We start from the raw sequence: 15,515 nt of genomic DNA on the forward strand, positions 1-15,515 counted from the left end.
GCTACTGTCGCGACATGCCTTCGGCCGCCACCGCTTCTTCGACGCTCGCTCCGAGCGTCATCGCTGTGCGCCGACGCCGCGGCCGCCGACTGTAGGCGACCCCGCCCTCCTGCCTGCGCCCGCGCGGCGGTCGAGAGCCGGTGTCGCCGCCTCCGGCCCCGCCCCCGGTCCTCCTTTCGAGGAAGGACCCGACCGTTAAGGTAGAAGCATGACGTATTCCGTCGCCGTCTCCGGCGCATCCGGCTACGCAGGCGGCGAGATCCTACGCCTCCTGGCCGACCATCCCGACATGGAGATCCGCACCGTCACGGCGCATTCGAACGCCGGACAGCCTCTCGTCGACCATCAGCCGCACCTCCGTTCGCTCGCGCACCTGACTCTGCAGGACACGACGCCGGAAATCCTCGCAGGTCACGACATCGTGTTCCTCGCGCTTCCCCACGGGCAGTCGGGGCAGTACACCGACGCTCTGGGCGACGCGCCCCTCGTCATCGACGCGGGCGCCGATCACCGGCTCACGTCGGCATCGGCCTGGGATGCGTTCTACGGGGGTGCCTTCCACGAACCGTGGACGTACGGTGTCCCCGAGCTCCTGGTCGACGGCGTGAAGCAGCGTGAGCACCTCCGCGGTGCGACGCGCATCGCCGCCCCGGGCTGCAACGCCTCCACGGTGAGCCTCAGCCTCGCCCCGGGCGTCGCGGCCGGAGTGATCGACCCCTCCGACATCGTCTCGGTGCTGGCCGTCGGGCCGTCCGGAGCAGGCAAGAGCCTGAAGACGAATCTGCTCGGCAGCGAGATCCTCGGCACCGCGAACCCCTATGCGGTCGGCGGTACCCACCGGCACATCCCCGAGATCCGTCAGGCGCTCGCCGCGGCGTCCGGGACGGATGCCGCGGGCATCCGCCTCTCGTTCACCCCGGTGCTCGTCCCGATGTCGCGGGGCATCCTCGCCACCTCGACCGCGCCGATCGTCGAGGACACGACCGATGCGCAGATCCGCGACGCCTGGCAGAGCGCGTACGGCGACGAGACGTTCGTGCAGCTGCTGCCGGAGGGTCGCTTCCCACGCACGGCAGATGTGCTCGGCGCCAACACCGCGCTGATCGGCCTCGCGATCGATCGGGCCGCCAACCGCGTCACGGTGGTCACCGCCGTCGACAACCTCGTCAAGGGCACCGCCGGCGCTGCCATCCAATCCATGAACATCGCGCTGGGTCTTCCCGAGAACCGCGCCCTCTCAGTGAACGGAGTCGCGCCGTGAGCGTCACCGCCCCCGCAGGATTCGAGGCGGCGGGAGTCGCCGCCGGCCTGAAGTCCACAGGCAAGCCCGATGTCGCCGTCGTCGTCAACCGGGGGCCGCGCAAGGTCGGTGCCGCCGTCTTCACGAGCAACCGCGCCAAGGCGAACCCGATCATCTGGTCGCAGCAGGCCGTCGCCGACCGCATCGTCGAGGCCGTGGTGCTCAACTCCGGCGGGGCGAACTGCTTCACCGGGGCCTTCGGGTTCCAGACCACGCACCAGACCGCCGAGAAGGCCGCCGAGCTCCTCGGCGTGAGCGCCGGTGACGTGCTCATCTGCTCGACCGGACTCATCGGCACGGGCGACGAGACCTTCCGGCAGCGGGTGCTCGCTGGCACGGAGCAGGCGATCGCCGAACTCAGCACGGACGGAGGCGACGCGGCCGCGCAGGCCATCATGACCACCGACACGGTCGCGAAGACCGCCGTGATCAGCCGCGACGGCTGGACGATCGGCGGCATGGCGAAGGGAGCGGGGATGCTCGCTCCCGGCCTCGCCACCATGCTCGTGGTGATCACGACCGACGCCGTCCTCGAGCCGCTGCAGGCCGACGAGGCGCTGCGCCGCGCGACGGGTCAGACCTTCGACCGACTCGACTCCGACGGCTGCATGTCGACGAACGACCAGGTGACGCTGCTCGCCAACGGCGCATCCGAGATCGTCCCCGACCTCGATGCCTTCGCCGCCGCATTGACCGAGCTGTCACAGGAGCTCGCGGTGAAGCTGCAGGGCGATGCCGAGGGCGCGAGCCACGACATCACGATCGAGGTGCAGCACGCCGTGTCCGAGCAGGACGCGGTCGAAGTCGGCCGGTCGGTCGCGCGCAACAACCTCTTCAAAGCAGCGATCTTCGGAAACGACCCGAACTGGGGTCGTGTCCTGGCCGCGATCGGAACCACGAACGCGCAGTTCGACCCCTACGACGTGGACGTCTGGATGAACGGCGTGCGCGTCTGCACCGAGGGCGGCCCCGACCGTCCTCGTGAGGAGGTCGACCTGACGCCGCGCGCGACGCATCTCGTGATCGACCTCAAGGTCGGGGATCAGACCGCCACCGTGCTCACGAACGATCTCACCCACGACTACGTGCACGAGAACAGCGCGTACGCCTCATGACCGACATCCAGGACACTCCTGCCGAGGTCGCCGCGCAGAAGGCCACCACGCTCATCGAGTCGCTGCCGTGGCTGAAGAAGTTCCGTGACCAGATCGTCGTAATCAAGTACGGCGGCAACGCGATGGTGTCGGAGGAGCTTCAGGACGCCTTCGCTCAGGACATCGCCTATCTGCGCTACGTCGGAGTGCTGCCGGTCGTCGTGCACGGCGGTGGTCCGCAGATCTCGAACATGCTGCAGAGGCTCGAGATCCCCAGCGAGTTCAAGGGCGGCTACCGCGTCACCAACACCGAGGCCATCAGCGTCGTGCGCATGGTGCTCACGGGGCAGGTGAACCCGCAGCTCGTCTCGAAGATCAACTCGCACGGTCCGATCGCGACCGGACTCAGCGGAGAAGACGCCGGACTCTTCGGTGGACGCCGCCGCGGTGTCATGATCGACGGGGAAGAGGTCGACCTCGGCCGCGTCGGCGATGTCGTCGAGGTCGATCCGACCCCCGTGCTCGATCACCTCGCAGCGGGTCGCATCCCGGTGGTGTCGAGCATCGCGCCCGACCTCGACCACCCGGGTCAGTCGCTCAACGTCAACGCGGATGCCGCGGCCGCCGCGCTCGCCGTGTCGCTGCACGCGCGCAAGCTCGTGATCCTCACCGATGTGCCGGGTCTCTACGCCGACTGGCCCAACCGCGACTCACTCGTCTCGCACCTGACCTCGGAAGCCCTCATCGAGATGCTGCCGAAGCTCGAGTCGGGGATGATCCCGAAGATGCGCGCGTGCCTCGACGCGGTCGAGGGCGGCGTCGATGCGGCGGCGATCATCGACGGCCGGGTGCCGCATTCGGTGCTCGTCGAGCTTTTCACCAGCAAGGGAATCGGGACCGAAGTGGTCCTGGGAAAGAATGAGGTGACGGCATGACCGTCTGGCAGGACGACGCGGCACGCGATCTCGTGCTCAACGCAGGGGACCGGCTGGCGATGCTGGTCCGCGGTGAGGGCTCGCACGTCTGGGATGCCGACGGCCGACGCCACCTCGACTTCCTCGCCGGCGTCGCGGTGACCTCCCTCGGGCACGCGCACCCGGTCTTCGTCGAAGCCGTGTCGAGGCAGGCGGCCACCCTCGCGCACGTGTCGAACTACTTCGCGACGCCGCCCCAGCTGGCCCTCGCCGCGCGCCTCAAGCGCCTGGCCGGTGCCGGCCTCGACGGTCGGGTGTTCTTCTCGAACTCGGGCGCCGAGGCCAACGAGGCCGCGTTCAAGCTCGCGCGTCTGCACGGAGGCACCGAGCGTCCGCGCATCCTCGCGCTCGAGAACGGCTTCCACGGCCGCACCATGGGCTCGCTCGCGCTGACCGCGAAGGTGTCGATGCGCGCGCCGTTCGAGCCGATGCCTGCGGGTGTCGAGCACATCCCCGCCACGATCGAGGCGCTGGAAGCGGCCATGGACGACCGTGTCGCCGCGATCATCGTGGAGCCGATCCAGGGCGAGGCCGGAGTCGTCGAGCTGCCGGAGGGCTACCTCGCCGCCGCCCGCTCGCTGACGCTCGCGCACGGTGCGCTGCTCATCCTGGATGAGATCCAGACCGGCGCCGGTCGCACCGGCGCGTGGTTCGGGTTCAGTCATGAGGGCATCACCCCCGACGCGATCACACTCGCCAAGGGCATCGGCGGCGGCTTCCCGATCGGTGCGCTGGTCACCTACGGGGCTGCCAGCTCGCTCTTCACCCCGGGGTCGCACGGCTCCACCTTCGGGGGCAACCCGCTCGCGACCGCGGTCGCCGACGCGGTGCTCACCGAGATCGAGAGTGCGGGTCTGGTGGAGAACGCGGCGCGCCGCGGAGCGGAGCTGCGCGAGATCCTGCTCGGCATCGACTCCCCGCTGATCGACGGAGTCCGCGGCCGTGGTCTCCTGGTCGGCGTCGCGCTGACCGAACCGGTGGCCGGTGCCGTCGTAGCCGCCGCGCAGGAACGCGGTCTGATCGTGAACGCTGCCAACCCGGAGACCGTGCGGATCGCACCGGCTCTCACGATCGGCGACGCCGAGCTCGCCGAGTTCCGCGAGCTGTTCACCGCCGCTCTCGCCGACGTCCAGGCCTCTGTTGCCGGAAAGGTATCCGCATGACCCGCCACCTGCTGCGTGACGACGACCTGACGTCCGCCGAGCAGGCCGAGATCCTCGATCTCGCCATCGAGCTGAAGAAGGATCGGTGGGCCGACAAGAGCCTGGCGGGTCCGCAGACGGTCGCGGTGATCTTCGACAAGTCCTCCACGCGCACCCGCGTCTCGTTCGCGGTGGGCATCGCCGACCTCGGCGGTTCGCCCCTCATCATCTCGACCGCGAGCAGCCAGCTCGGCGGCAAGGAGACCCCTTCCGACACCGCGCGGGTGCTCGAGCGCCAGGTCGCGGCCATCGTGTGGCGCACCTATGCGCAGTCTGGGCTCGAGGAGATGGCGGCAGGCACGCGCGTCCCCGTGATCAACGCACTCTCGGACGACTTCCACCCGTGCCAGCTGCTCGCCGATCTGCTGACGATCCGTGAGCACAAGGGCGAGCTGAAGGGGCTCACGCTCACTTTCCTCGGTGATGGAGAGAGCAACATGGCGCACTCCTACGCGCTCGCCGGCGTCACGGCGGGCATGCACGTGCGGATCGCCTCTCCCGAGGATTACGCGCCCCGTGCGGATGTCATCGAGGCAGCGGACCGCCGTGCCGCCGAGACCGGCGGTTCGATCACGCTCTACACGGATCCGGTCGAGGCCGCGGCCGGTGCCGACGTCGTGGTCACCGACACTTGGGTCTCGATGGGCAAGGAGGAGGAGAAGCTCGCACGCATCCGCGACCTCGGCGGCTACAAGGTCACTCCCGAGACGATGACCCTCGCCGACCCCGCGGCGATCTTCATCCACTGCCTCCCCGCCGACCGCGGCTACGAGGTCGACTCGAGCGTGATCGACGGTCCGCAGAGTGTGGTCTGGGACGAGGCCGAGAACCGGCTGCACGCGCAGAAGGCGCTCCTGGTCTGGCTGCTCGGCAAGAAGGACGCGTGATGAGCGAATCGACGCACGAAGGCACCAACGAGGGCGCGCTCTGGGGCGCCCGCTTCGCCACCGGGCCCTCGCCCGAGCTGGTGGAGCTCAGCCGTTCGACGCACTTCGACTGGATCCTCGCGCCGTACGACATCGCAGGCTCCCACGCGCATGCCACCGCGCTCGAGGCGGCCGGATACCTCGAACCCGACGAAGCCCGACGGATGCACGAGGGGCTGGATGCCGTGGCCCGCAAGGTCGCCGACGGCACCCTGCGCCCTGTGCCGACCGATGAGGACGTGCACGGCGCGCTCGAGCAGGCGCTGATCGCCGAGCTCGGTCCGGAGCTGGGTGGTCGCCTGCGTGCCGGTCGCAGCCGCAACGACCAGATCGCGACGCTGGTGCGCATGTACCTGATCGACCACGCGCGGGTGATCGCCCGCGACATCCTGCGGGTGATCGACGCGCTGGTCGCCCAGGCCGAGGCGCACCCCGACGCCATCCTCCCCGGGCGCACGCACCTGCAGCACGCGCAGCCGGTCCTGCTCGCCCACCACCTCCAGGCGCACGGCTGGCCGCTGGTGCGCGAGCTCGAGCGCCTCGTGGACTGGCGTCGTCGTGCCGGTGTCTCGCCCTACGGCGGCGGAGCGCTGGCCGGCTCGACGCTCGGTCTCGACCCCGCTCTCGTCGCGACGGAGCTGGGCCTGGACCGCCCGGCCGAGAACTCGCTCGACGGAACAGCCGCCCGCGACGTCGTGGCGGAGTTCGCCTTCATCACGGCCATGACGGGTGTCGACGTCTCGCGCCTGTCCGAGGAGATCATCCTCTGGAACACCCGCGAGTTCGGGTTCGTCACGCTCGACGACGGGTACTCGACGGGTTCGAGCATCATGCCGCAGAAGAAGAACCCCGACATCGCCGAACTCGCCCGTGGCAAGTCCGGCCGTCTCATCGGCAACCTCTCCGGGCTCCTGGCCACGCTCAAGGGACTCCCGCTCGCGTACAACCGCGATCTGCAGGAGGACAAGGAACCCGTCTTCGATTCGGTGCAGACACTCGAGGTCGTGCTCCCCGCTTTCGCCGGCATGGTCGCGACGCTGCGTTTCGACACGGAGCGGATGGCGGCGCTGGCACCGCAGGGCTTCTCCCTTGCGACCGATGTCGCGGAGTGGCTCGTGAAGCGGCGGGTGCCGTTCCGTGATGCCCATGAGATCTCGGGTGCCCTCGTGCGCGCGTGCGAAGAGCAGGGGATCGGGCTGGAAGACGCGTCCGACGAGCTGCTGCTGTCGGTGTCGCCGCATCTCGTTCCCGAGGTGCGCGAGGTGCTCACGATCGAGGGTTCGGTCGCATCGCGGACCGGTGTCGGCGGGACCGCGCCGGTGCGGGTCGCTGAGCAGCGTGCGGAACTCGTCGCCCGCGCTCAGGCCGCCGCCCACGCCCTCGGCCTGTAGTCGGGCCCGACGATCCACCGAGGGACGGACGATCCACCGAGGGACGGACGATCGACCGAGTAATTCACCGAATTGCTCGGTAGATCGTCTCTTCCTCCGCGGATCGTCGTCCACCGGACGCGGTTCCTTCCTCGTCGACGACTACCTGGGCGGGGGCAGACGCCGAAGCGCACCGCCGATGGCGGCCTTCACGCTCGGCCAATCATGGACGATCTGCGCGTAGTCGAAGCGGAGCGTCTCGTATCCGAGTCGGGAAGCCATGGCGTCCCGCGCTCGATCACGGTGACGGTGTGAGGACGAGCCGTGATTATCTTCGCCGTCAGCTTCGAGGATCAGCCTCCCCGCGACGACGAAGTCGACTCTCCCGACGCCGTCGATCGTGATCTGGCAGTCCAGACGAAGACCGAGCAGATGAAGTCGCAGGCGGAGCAGGGATTCCAGGCCGCTGTCGGCGTCGGATCGCGCCAGATCGATCAGCCATCGCGCGGTGCGAGGGAGTGCTGCTCTGATCCGTGACCGGCCGGCAGAGGTGAGTGCTCCCAGCCGCCACGCCGACTCATAGGCCGCGAAGAAGGCCTCGTCACCGGCGCAGCGTCGCAGATGCAGCAACGCCGTCTCGACGGGTGCCGAGCCCAGCGGTGGGGTCCCTCGGTAGTAGTGCGAGACGCACGTGCAGTGCGGATGCCGTAGTGCATGCCGGTCTGGCCCGAGCCAGACGTGCGGGGCGTCTTCGGTGGGAAGCACCCAGATCCCGTACGTCCGCAGCACACTCACGCAGGTCAGAGCACCGCCGTGCTCGATGGCCGAGCGGACCTGTGCGCTCAGCGGACCGATCGCGAAGACACCGTCGCGCACTCGCTCGATCTCACCGCGTCTGACCGACGACGCAAGCGTCTGCCGGGAGAAGCCGAGAGCCTGCAGCCTCTTTCCTTGTGCGATGCCGCCGAGGTGTCTGATGGTGTCTGTCAGTGAGAGCATCCGTCCACGATGGGGGACGCGACATTCCGAAGCTCACTCGCCTTCCGGTAAGTGTGGGCAATCTGTTTCGTGGTCCGGCTGTGCAGACATGACGGAGTGGGGTGTGGCGACGATCCTCCGAGGACCTGACGATCCGCCGAGGTCAAGCCGGTGATTCGTCCGCAGAACGTCGGTGCCTCGGCGGATCGTCGCGCCGGACTCGCGGTCGGCGGCCGTGTCGAGCTCAGTGCAGCTCGGCGTCGGCAGCCGACCGTTCCCATCGGGTGAACCGCACGGTGAGGCCGGCGCGGGTCGGCGCAGCGAGGAAGGGCCCGGCGGATGCCGCAGCCTGGCCGTCGAACGGTGCGACGCGCACCAGCCGCCACGGTTCGTCGTCGGCGCGCGCCCGGACGATCACGGCATCCGCCCACCGGCTCACGCGCACCGTGATCTCACGGTCGTGCCACTCGTCGACGAATCCGACCGACCAGTCGGATCCTCCGGCGGTGACGACGGCGCCGAGCCCGAGATGATCGTCGGCGTACTCCAGGCCGGTCTTCACCCAGTGCTGGTCGTCGATACGCACGAAGACCCCTGCCTGGTCGAACTGGCCGTCCCACGGCGCACGGAACGACACCTCCATCGCCTCGCCCACAGCGAGCGGGGCAAGCAGAGCGTGCTCGGTGTCGTGCACGAATCCATACGCGGTGTGCCGCCAGGCGTCGCTGCCCTCGACAGCGGTGACGTCGAGGTGCTCGGCGTGCTCCACGGCGGCGGGGGCATGGGTCCAGGTTCCTTCGGACCATGCAATCATGCTTCTAAGGGGCATATTTCCAATCCATAACCTAATAACGCATATATATAACAATATTCGTGATAAGGTTATCGCATGGTCATCGCTGTGATCGCAGACATCGTGGGGTCCCGGGAGCTCGGGGATCGTGGCGCGGCGCAGCGCGTGCTGGACGAGACCATCGCGCAGGCCGAAACCGACCTTCCCCTGGCCGCTCAGCCGTTGACACCCACGGTGGGAGACGAGCAGCAGGGCGTCTACCGGGAGCTCCGCGATGCGCTGACCTCGCTCTTCCTGATCCAGCTGCGGCTGCCCGATGGGATCGCCTTCCGCTTCGGCATCGGCGTGGGGGAGGTGCGCGCCGTCGCCTCCGTGCACGGCGAACTGGCCGACGGGCCCGGCTGGTACGCCGCGCGGGCGGCGATCGAGACCGTTCACTCCCGCGAGCAGCGCGCCGTGCCGCGGACGCGCACCTGGATTGTCGGAGCGCCGGGGCAGGATGAGGTCATGGCTTCGACGATCGCGGTCTCCAACGCCTATCTGCTCGCGCGTGACGAGCTGGTGGGAGCGATGAGCGCGCGCGAGCGCCGACTCACATACGGGCGCCTGGTCGGCCGATCGCAGCAGGAGCTCGCGGAGCAGGAGGGCATCTCCCAGCCGAGCATCTCGAAGTCGCTGCGACGCGCCGGATCCGCCGCGCTCATCGAAGGACTCGCCGCGCTCAGAGAGGAGTCGGCATGATCCTCGCCGGGTTCATCCTGCTCGCCGTCGGAGCCGCAGACCTCGTGCGGCAGTTCGTTCCCCGTCGCTGGATCGGATATCTGGCCGCGGCTGTCGTGCTGCTGCTGCTCGGCAGCGTCAGCGACGCTCTGCTGCCGATGATCGCCGCGCTCGTGGCCGGAGCGCTCTGGATCTGGTGCATGCCCCACGATCGAACGTCGCGCGCAGGATTCTGGCCGGCCGTCGTCCTCGCTCTCGTCGTCGTGGGAGCTGTGATCTGGGCGGGCGGGCGAGCGCATGCCGGACTCATCGGCGCAGTGTGGCAGCTGCGTTCGCCGTTCGGCGAGGTCACGTTCGATCTGGCGATGCTGGTGCTCGGAGTGACGGCGTTCCTCCTGGAGTCCGCCAACCTCGTGGTGCGCGTGGCCCTCGACGGCGAGCACACCTGGCGTCCCGCGGAGCAGATCGCGGAGCCCGACTCCGGCTCTGACGACGCATCCGGACCCGAAGCCGCGTCCCGCGCCGCGGAGCCGCAGCCGACGGTCGCCGAAGCGACCGACGATAAGCCGTCTGCGGTGGCGACCGCCCCCGACCCCCGAGCCGGTTTCCAGGGTGGGCGACTGATCGGCCCACTCGAGCGCATCCTCGTCCTGATCCTCACGCTCGCCGCGGCGTACCCGATCCTCGCGGCGATGCTGGCGGCGAAGGGCATCGTCCGCTTCCCCGAGATCTCGCGCGACGGCGAGACCGGCGCCAGGGCCGAGTACTTCCTCGTGGGAAGCCTCGTCAGCTGGGTCATCGCCCTCGGCGCAGCCTTCCTCGTCTGGTGGGCGGCGCACAGCTGACGGCGGGTCAGCCCAACGATCGGTACCAGTCCAGCTTCTCTGCAAGACGCCGCTGCTGCGCGAGAACCTCGGCGAGCTGTTTCTCGACGGTCATCGCGTGCTCCTCGAGAAGCGCGATCCGCTCCGGGATCGTGTCCTCGCGCTGGCAGAGTTGACCGTAGCGGCGCAGGCGTTCCACCGGCATACCGGTCTCGCGGAGGCACTTGAGGAACTCCAGGAGTCCGAGCTCGGCATCGGTGTACGCGCGATGTCCACCGGCCGTGCGCGACACCGCGGGCAGGATGCCCTCGCGCTCGTAGTACCGGAGCGTGTCGATGCTGAAGCCGGACCGGGCCGCGGTCTCCGCTGGTGTGTACGTCGTCATGAGCCGAGCATAGGGCTTGACCTGGAGCGCGCTCCAGGTTGCACAGTGAAGTCATGACCAACCAGAACACCACGGTATCTCCGCTCGTTCTCGGAGCGATGTCCTTCGGAACGCTCGTCGATGAGGAGACCTCTTTCGCCCTGCTCGACCGCTTCGTCGAGCGCGGCGGCATCTGGATCGACACCGCCGACTGCTACAGCTTCTGGGCGAGCGAGACGGGGCACGGCGGGGCCTCCGAGGAGGTGCTCGGCCGCTGGCTGGCAGCGCGACCGAGTGCACGCGCGCAGGTCCGTATCTCCACCAAGGTCGGCGCCGAACCCCTCTGGCCCGGCTCCTGGCCCGAGCGCCGGACCGGACTCTCTCCGCGCGCGGTCCGCGCTGCGGTCGACGGGAGTCTCGAACGCCTGGGTATCGACAGCATCGACATGCTCTGGCTGCACCAGGAGGACCGGGCGGTCGCGATCGAGGACACGGTGGACGCCCTCGCGGAGCTCACCGCCGACGCCACGGTGAGCCGGGTCGGCGCCTCCAACCACCCGGCCTGGCGCATCGAGCGCGCCCGTGCGCACGCGAGGTCCATCGGAAGCGTACCCATCGACGCGTTCCAGCTGAACAGCACGTACCTGCGCACGCGACCGGGGACGCTCCCGCCCGGCGTCGCGCACCCCTTCGGTGTGCTGAGCGACGAGCAGCGGGACTTCGCCCGGGCGAACGGGATCGAGATCTGGGCGTACACCCCGCTGCTCTCCGGCGCCTACGACAATCCGGAGAAGCCCGTTCCCGAGGTGTATGACCACCCGGGGAGCGCGCGTCGGCTCGCTGTGTTGGATGAGATCGCGGCGGCTCGAAGCCTCGGACGCGGGCAGATCGTGCTGGCATGGCAGCTCGCGCACGGCATCCGCCCCATCCTCGGCGGCAGCAAGCTCGCTCAGCTGGATGTCGCGATGGATGCCGCGTCGATCTCCTTGTCCGTCGAAGAGATCGAGCGCCTCGACGAGCCGGTATGACGCGATTCGGTGCTGCTCTGCGCTGATAGCCTGGAGCGCGTGTCAACTCCCGCTCTGACGACCGCACCCCAGGCGATCGACCCCACGTTCGAGAACGTGTGGGACGAACTCGTGTGGCGTGGTCTGGTCCACGTGTCCACCGACCAGGAGGCGCTGCGCGCCCTGCTCGCGGGAGACCCCATCACCTATTACTGCGGGTTCGATCCGACGGCGCCGAGTCTGCATCTGGGCAACCTCGTGCAGCTGCTGACGCTGCGTCGCATCCAGCTCGCCGGGCACAAGCCTCTCGGTCTGGTCGGTGGCTCGACCGGTCTGATCGGCGATCCGCGTCCGACAGCGGAGCGCACCCTCAACACGCGAGAGACCGTCGAGGAGTGGGTGGGACGTCTGCGCACGCAGGTCGAGCGCTACCTGAGCTTCGAGGGCGACAACGCGGCCCGCATCGTGAACAACCTCGACTGGACGGCGCCGCTGAGTGCGATCGACTTCCTCCGCGAGATCGGCAAGCACTACCGTGTCGGCACGATGCTTAAGAAGGATGCGGTCGCCGCGCGTCTGAACTCCGACGAGGGCATCAGCTACACCGAGTTCAGCTACCAGATCCTGCAGGGGATGGACTTCCTCGAGCTGTACCGCCAGTACGACTGCGTGCTGCAGACGGGCGGGTCCGACCAGTGGGGCAACCTCACCAGCGGGACGGACCTGATCCGCCGGGCCGAGGGAGCGTCGGTGCATGCGATCGGCACTCCGCTGATCACCAACAGCGACGGCACGAAGTTCGGTAAGAGCGAGGGCAATGCGGTCTGGCTCGACGCCGAGATGTGCAGCCCGTACCGGATGTACCAGTTCTGGCTGAGCACGGCGGACTCGGACGTCATCGACCGTCTCAAGGTCTTCACCTTCCTGAGCCGTTCGGAGATCGAGGAGTACGCGGAACTCGTGGCGACCGAGCCTTTCCGGCGCGCCGCCCAGAAGCGTCTCGCGCTCGAGGTGGTGGCGACCGTGCACGGCGTCGGCGCCGCCGCGGCGGTGATCGCGGCATCCGAGGCGCTGTTCGGGCAGGGCGATCTGACCGCGCTCGACGCGTCGACGCTTCGCACCGCGCTGGAAGAGCTCCCGAATGCGACCGTCGCGTCCGGCACTCCGGTGGTCGAGGCTCTGGTGGCGACCGGTCTGGTCGCCAGTCTCTCGGAGGCGAGGCGTGCGATCACGCAGGGCGGCGTCACGCTCGACGGCCAACGTGTCGACGACGATGCCGCCATGGTCCAGGGAACTCTTCCCGGGGGAGTGTCCGTACTCCGCCGTGGCAAGAAGACTCTCGCCGGCGTCTTCCTCGGCTGAGCCTTCGCTCTTCGGATAGCAGAGCTGCATGCCCTTCACTCCCAGCCACGCGCTCGTCGCGCTGCCGTTCATCCGGACGCCGTTGGTGCCCGCGGCGATCGCGATCGGCGCCATGACCCCGGATCTGCCGCTGTTCGTGCGCGGTGTCGGGTTGAACTACTCGTTCACCCACACCTTCGGCAACATCGTGTGGACGGCACTGCTCGCCTTCGTCCTCTTCCTCCTCTGGCGCGTGATCCTGCGACCGGCGGTGCCGGAACTCGCGCCGCTGTGGCTGGCGCGCCGGTTGCCGGAGGACTGGAGCGAGGGCGGTGCGGAAGCCGCAGGACGAGCGGTCGGTGTGGGCGAGAAGCGCGGGTACCCGGTACTCCTCGCGGTGTCTTTCCTGATCGGCGTGGCATCGCACATCCTCTGGGATCTCTTCACGCACGAGGGTCGCGCCGGAGTGGAGTTGCTCCCCGGTCTCGATGCGATGTGGGGTCCGCTGCCCGGATTCAAGTGGCTCCAGCACGGGTCGAGTGTGATCGGCCTGCTGATCATCGGCGTCTGGGCGCTGCTGTGGCTGCGTCGGCGGGAAGCGCGCGCGGATGTCACGCAGTCGCTGCCGCAGGGGGTGCGCATCGCGTGGTGGGTCTCGCTTCCGGTGATCCTGGTCGCCGCGCTCGTCTGGGGGATCATCGCTTTCGGCCCCATCGACGCCGAGTTCACCGTGCAGCATCTGGCCTATCGGGTCCTGCCTCCGGCGTGTGCCGTGTGGGGTGCGATCACGTTCGTGCTCTGCATCGTGCTGGCGGTTCGCGGGCGTCGTCACCAGATCGGCTGATCCGACCCCCAGGGGTGCGGGGCGTCGAACTCGAGTCCGGTCATCGCCGGTCGCGAGGTGACGAGGGATCTGCCCTCGACCTCGAAGCGCGCGAGGTGCGGGCCGACATCGAACTCGACGTCGTCCCCCGGCTCCCCGCGTGGCATCCCGAGAAGCTCCGCGGCGATGCGGCGGAGTGAGATGGCGGTGTACCAGGAACCGTCTTCGCGTGCGCGGCGCAGAAGCTGCGTGGTCACCGCAGCGGCGAGCAGGTATCCGGCACTGTGGTCGAGCGCCTGGGCGGGAAGCGTGCCGGGGCGATCGCCGTCCGGTGACTCGATGAGCGCGATGCCGGATGCCGCCTGCACGAGGCTGTCGAAGCCGGCGCGATCGGGATGCTCGGTTCCCCAGGCGCTGAGTTGCGCGATGACCAGGCCCGGATACCGTTCGGCGAGTGCGGAGGGGTCGAGCCCCAGCCGGTCCAGGGCCGCGGGGCGGTAACCGAGCACGACGGCGTCTGCAGCTGCGAGCAACTCGTGCATCTGCGGCGTGCGCGCATCCAGCCGTGCCGAGCGCTTGCCGTGACCGGTATCGAGGTGCTGCCACTCCGGCTCCGGAAGGTTCGGCGGATCGATGCGCAGAACGTCCGCGCCGAGGAGAGCGAGCGTGCGGGTGCACACGGGACCGGCGATCACGCGGGTGAGGTCGAGCACGCGCATACCGGCGAGGGGGAGACGATCATCGTGCGTCGGCATTGCGCGTGCGGGCCGCCGGTATCGAGGTGTGGGGCCGGTGATGTGCCGGACATCGAGAAGCGGCGCATCACGAAGCGCTCGATCAGTCGTCGGATCCTCGGCGGTCACGGCGACGGCGAGCCCACCGGCGCGCGTGATCGCTGCGACGGCCTCCGCCGTCGCCCGTTCCCCGAGCGCGGCCCGAACGGCATCGGCGTCGGCGTCATCCTGCATTCCGAGAGCGGCACAGAGAGCGGTTGCGTGATGCGGGTAGTTCCCGTGGGTCCTGATCCATCCGTCCGCAGTCCGCCAGAACCCCGAGTAGGGCGACCACACCGGGGGAGCGACACCGTCGATCGCGAGCATGCGGTCGCTCCGATATGCGGTGGCCACGCGGTGGGGGTCGATGGCCGCGGGGGAGCGGCCGGCGGAGAGCATGGCCGAAGCGACACTCGCCCAGGCGAGTTCGCCGGTCGCCAGTCGAGAGGGGAGCGGGACCGCCGCGTGAGCGTCGGGCGCTCCCTCGGCGGGAGGGAGATCGAGCAGGAGCCTGACCCGATCGAGCAGCGCAGCCCCCGGACTGATGGCCGGGTCATCGGTGGGCGGGCGCATGCCCAGATCGTACTCTCGATCGGATGCTGCGCCGGAAACCGAGGCTGATCCGGCGTAAAGCGCCTGAGATGCTGAGTCGACACGCCCGGGGTGTATGCCCCGATTTGCCAGAACCCCGGAACCCACGTAACTTATTACTTGTTCGCCCCACAGGGAAGCGGAGGAGCCAAGAGCTTCACCCCCCTCAAGCGGAGAACCACTCCCGATCCACTCTCACTTGAGAGATCAGGCGCTTGCGTCTAGGATAGGGAATCCACCTCTTCTGCGGCTGTCATCAGCTGCGCTGCGGATCTCTGATCCGCACGGCGCGCCGATTTGACAAGCGAGACAGGGTGGGTAAGATAGAGAAGTTGCCCTGCGGGCCTGGCTGTGATGGCTGGGTCGTGGGAGCATCCGATCCTTGAGAACTCAACAGCGTGCACTTGTCAAATGCCAAATTATCCTCGTCTAGCT

The 15,515-nt window shown here is 68.7% G+C and carries 15 protein-coding genes; 11 read left to right on the forward strand and 4 right to left on the reverse strand.

The genetic code is table 11. The features are described 5' to 3' along the window. Nucleotides 1–208: 208 nt before the first annotated feature. The 6 genes from argC to argH are packed head-to-tail and all read left to right on the forward strand — an operon-like array spanning nucleotide 209 to nucleotide 6,887. On the forward strand, nucleotides 209–1,261 hold the full coding sequence (gene argC, locus ACFC14_RS18445) for an N-acetyl-gamma-glutamyl-phosphate reductase (RefSeq protein WP_376107887.1): 1,053 nt from the start codon (nucleotides 209–211) through the stop codon (nucleotides 1,259–1,261). After that, nucleotides 1,258–2,415 (forward strand): bifunctional glutamate N-acetyltransferase/amino-acid acetyltransferase ArgJ, encoded by a 1,158-nt coding sequence (argJ, locus tag ACFC14_RS18450; protein WP_376107890.1) that lies wholly within the window; start codon nucleotides 1,258–1,260, stop codon nucleotides 2,413–2,415. Before argC ends, argJ begins: the two co-directional genes overlap by 4 nt. Further along, a complete protein-coding gene (argB, locus tag ACFC14_RS18455) occupies nucleotides 2,412–3,329 on the forward strand; it encodes an acetylglutamate kinase (protein ID WP_376107893.1) in 918 nt (305 codons plus the stop codon). The genes argJ and argB overlap by 4 nt, the downstream gene beginning before the upstream one ends. Further along, on the forward strand, nucleotides 3,326–4,531 hold the full coding sequence (locus ACFC14_RS18460) for an acetylornithine transaminase (protein WP_376107896.1): 1,206 nt from the start codon (nucleotides 3,326–3,328) through the stop codon (nucleotides 4,529–4,531). Before argB ends, ACFC14_RS18460 begins: the two co-directional genes overlap by 4 nt. After that, nucleotides 4,528–5,457: an ornithine carbamoyltransferase gene (gene argF / locus ACFC14_RS18465; RefSeq protein ID WP_376107898.1), complete on the forward strand. Its 930-nt coding sequence runs from the start codon at nucleotides 4,528–4,530 to the stop codon at nucleotides 5,455–5,457. The genes ACFC14_RS18460 and argF overlap by 4 nt, the downstream gene beginning before the upstream one ends. Beyond that, the gene (gene argH / locus ACFC14_RS18470; RefSeq protein WP_376107901.1) at nucleotides 5,457–6,887 is read left to right on the forward strand and encodes an argininosuccinate lyase; all 1,431 of its coding nucleotides are present in this window, start codon (nucleotides 5,457–5,459) and stop codon (nucleotides 6,885–6,887) included. Before argF ends, argH begins: the two co-directional genes overlap by 1 nt. 141 nt (nucleotides 6,888–7,028) lie before the next feature. Here argH and ACFC14_RS18475 read toward each other — a convergent pair whose 3' ends face one another. Beyond that, nucleotides 7,029–7,865, reverse strand: coding sequence for an endonuclease domain-containing protein (locus ACFC14_RS18475; protein WP_376107904.1), 837 nt, complete (start codon nucleotides 7,863–7,865; stop codon nucleotides 7,029–7,031). Between the two features lie 223 nt (nucleotides 7,866–8,088). Continuing rightward, nucleotides 8,089–8,658 carry a DUF1349 domain-containing protein gene (locus ACFC14_RS18480; protein WP_376107906.1) on the reverse strand — a complete coding sequence of 190 codons (570 nt, stop codon included), beginning with the start codon at nucleotides 8,656–8,658 and terminating at the stop codon, nucleotides 8,089–8,091. Between the two features lie 75 nt (nucleotides 8,659–8,733). Between ACFC14_RS18480 and ACFC14_RS18485 the strand changes: the two genes are divergently transcribed. Together ACFC14_RS18485 and ACFC14_RS18490 are read left to right on the forward strand one after the other, a co-directional pair. Then, nucleotides 8,734–9,378 (forward strand): SatD family protein, encoded by a 645-nt coding sequence (locus tag ACFC14_RS18485; RefSeq protein ID WP_376107909.1) that lies wholly within the window; start codon nucleotides 8,734–8,736, stop codon nucleotides 9,376–9,378. After that, nucleotides 9,375–10,202 (forward strand): hypothetical protein, encoded by an 828-nt coding sequence (locus ACFC14_RS18490; RefSeq protein WP_376107912.1) that lies wholly within the window; start codon nucleotides 9,375–9,377, stop codon nucleotides 10,200–10,202. The genes ACFC14_RS18485 and ACFC14_RS18490 overlap by 4 nt, the downstream gene beginning before the upstream one ends. A gap of 7 nt (nucleotides 10,203–10,209) precedes the next feature. Here the strand turns inward: ACFC14_RS18490 and ACFC14_RS18495 are convergent, their stop codons facing one another. Next, a complete protein-coding gene (locus tag ACFC14_RS18495; protein WP_376107914.1) occupies nucleotides 10,210–10,566 on the reverse strand; it encodes a MerR family transcriptional regulator in 357 nt (118 codons plus the stop codon). A gap of 53 nt (nucleotides 10,567–10,619) precedes the next feature. Between ACFC14_RS18495 and ACFC14_RS18500 the strand changes: the two genes are divergently transcribed. From ACFC14_RS18500 to ACFC14_RS18510, 3 genes are read left to right on the forward strand one after another with little or no spacing between them, the layout of a single operon-like run. After that, nucleotides 10,620–11,573, forward strand: coding sequence for an aldo/keto reductase (locus ACFC14_RS18500; RefSeq protein ID WP_376107917.1), 954 nt, complete (start codon nucleotides 10,620–10,622; stop codon nucleotides 11,571–11,573). Nucleotides 11,574–11,612: 39 nt separating this feature from the next. Next, nucleotides 11,613–12,914 (forward strand): tyrosine--tRNA ligase, encoded by a 1,302-nt coding sequence (gene tyrS / locus ACFC14_RS18505; RefSeq protein WP_376107920.1) that lies wholly within the window; start codon nucleotides 11,613–11,615, stop codon nucleotides 12,912–12,914. A 28-nt stretch (nucleotides 12,915–12,942) separates the two neighbouring features. Further along, nucleotides 12,943–13,737, forward strand: a complete 795-nt coding sequence (locus ACFC14_RS18510) for a DUF4184 family protein (protein WP_376107923.1) — start codon at nucleotides 12,943–12,945, stop codon at nucleotides 13,735–13,737. Here the strand turns inward: ACFC14_RS18510 and ACFC14_RS18515 are convergent. Further along, nucleotides 13,722–15,062 (reverse strand): CoA transferase, encoded by a 1,341-nt coding sequence (locus ACFC14_RS18515; protein WP_376107926.1) that lies wholly within the window; start codon nucleotides 15,060–15,062, stop codon nucleotides 13,722–13,724. The genes ACFC14_RS18510 and ACFC14_RS18515 overlap by 16 nt on opposite strands. Between the last annotated feature and the right edge of the window lie 453 nt (nucleotides 15,063–15,515).

This window comes from Microbacterium sp. NPDC055988 (assembly GCF_042269505.1).
Taxonomy (GTDB): domain Bacteria; phylum Actinomycetota; class Actinomycetes; order Actinomycetales; family Microbacteriaceae; genus Microbacterium.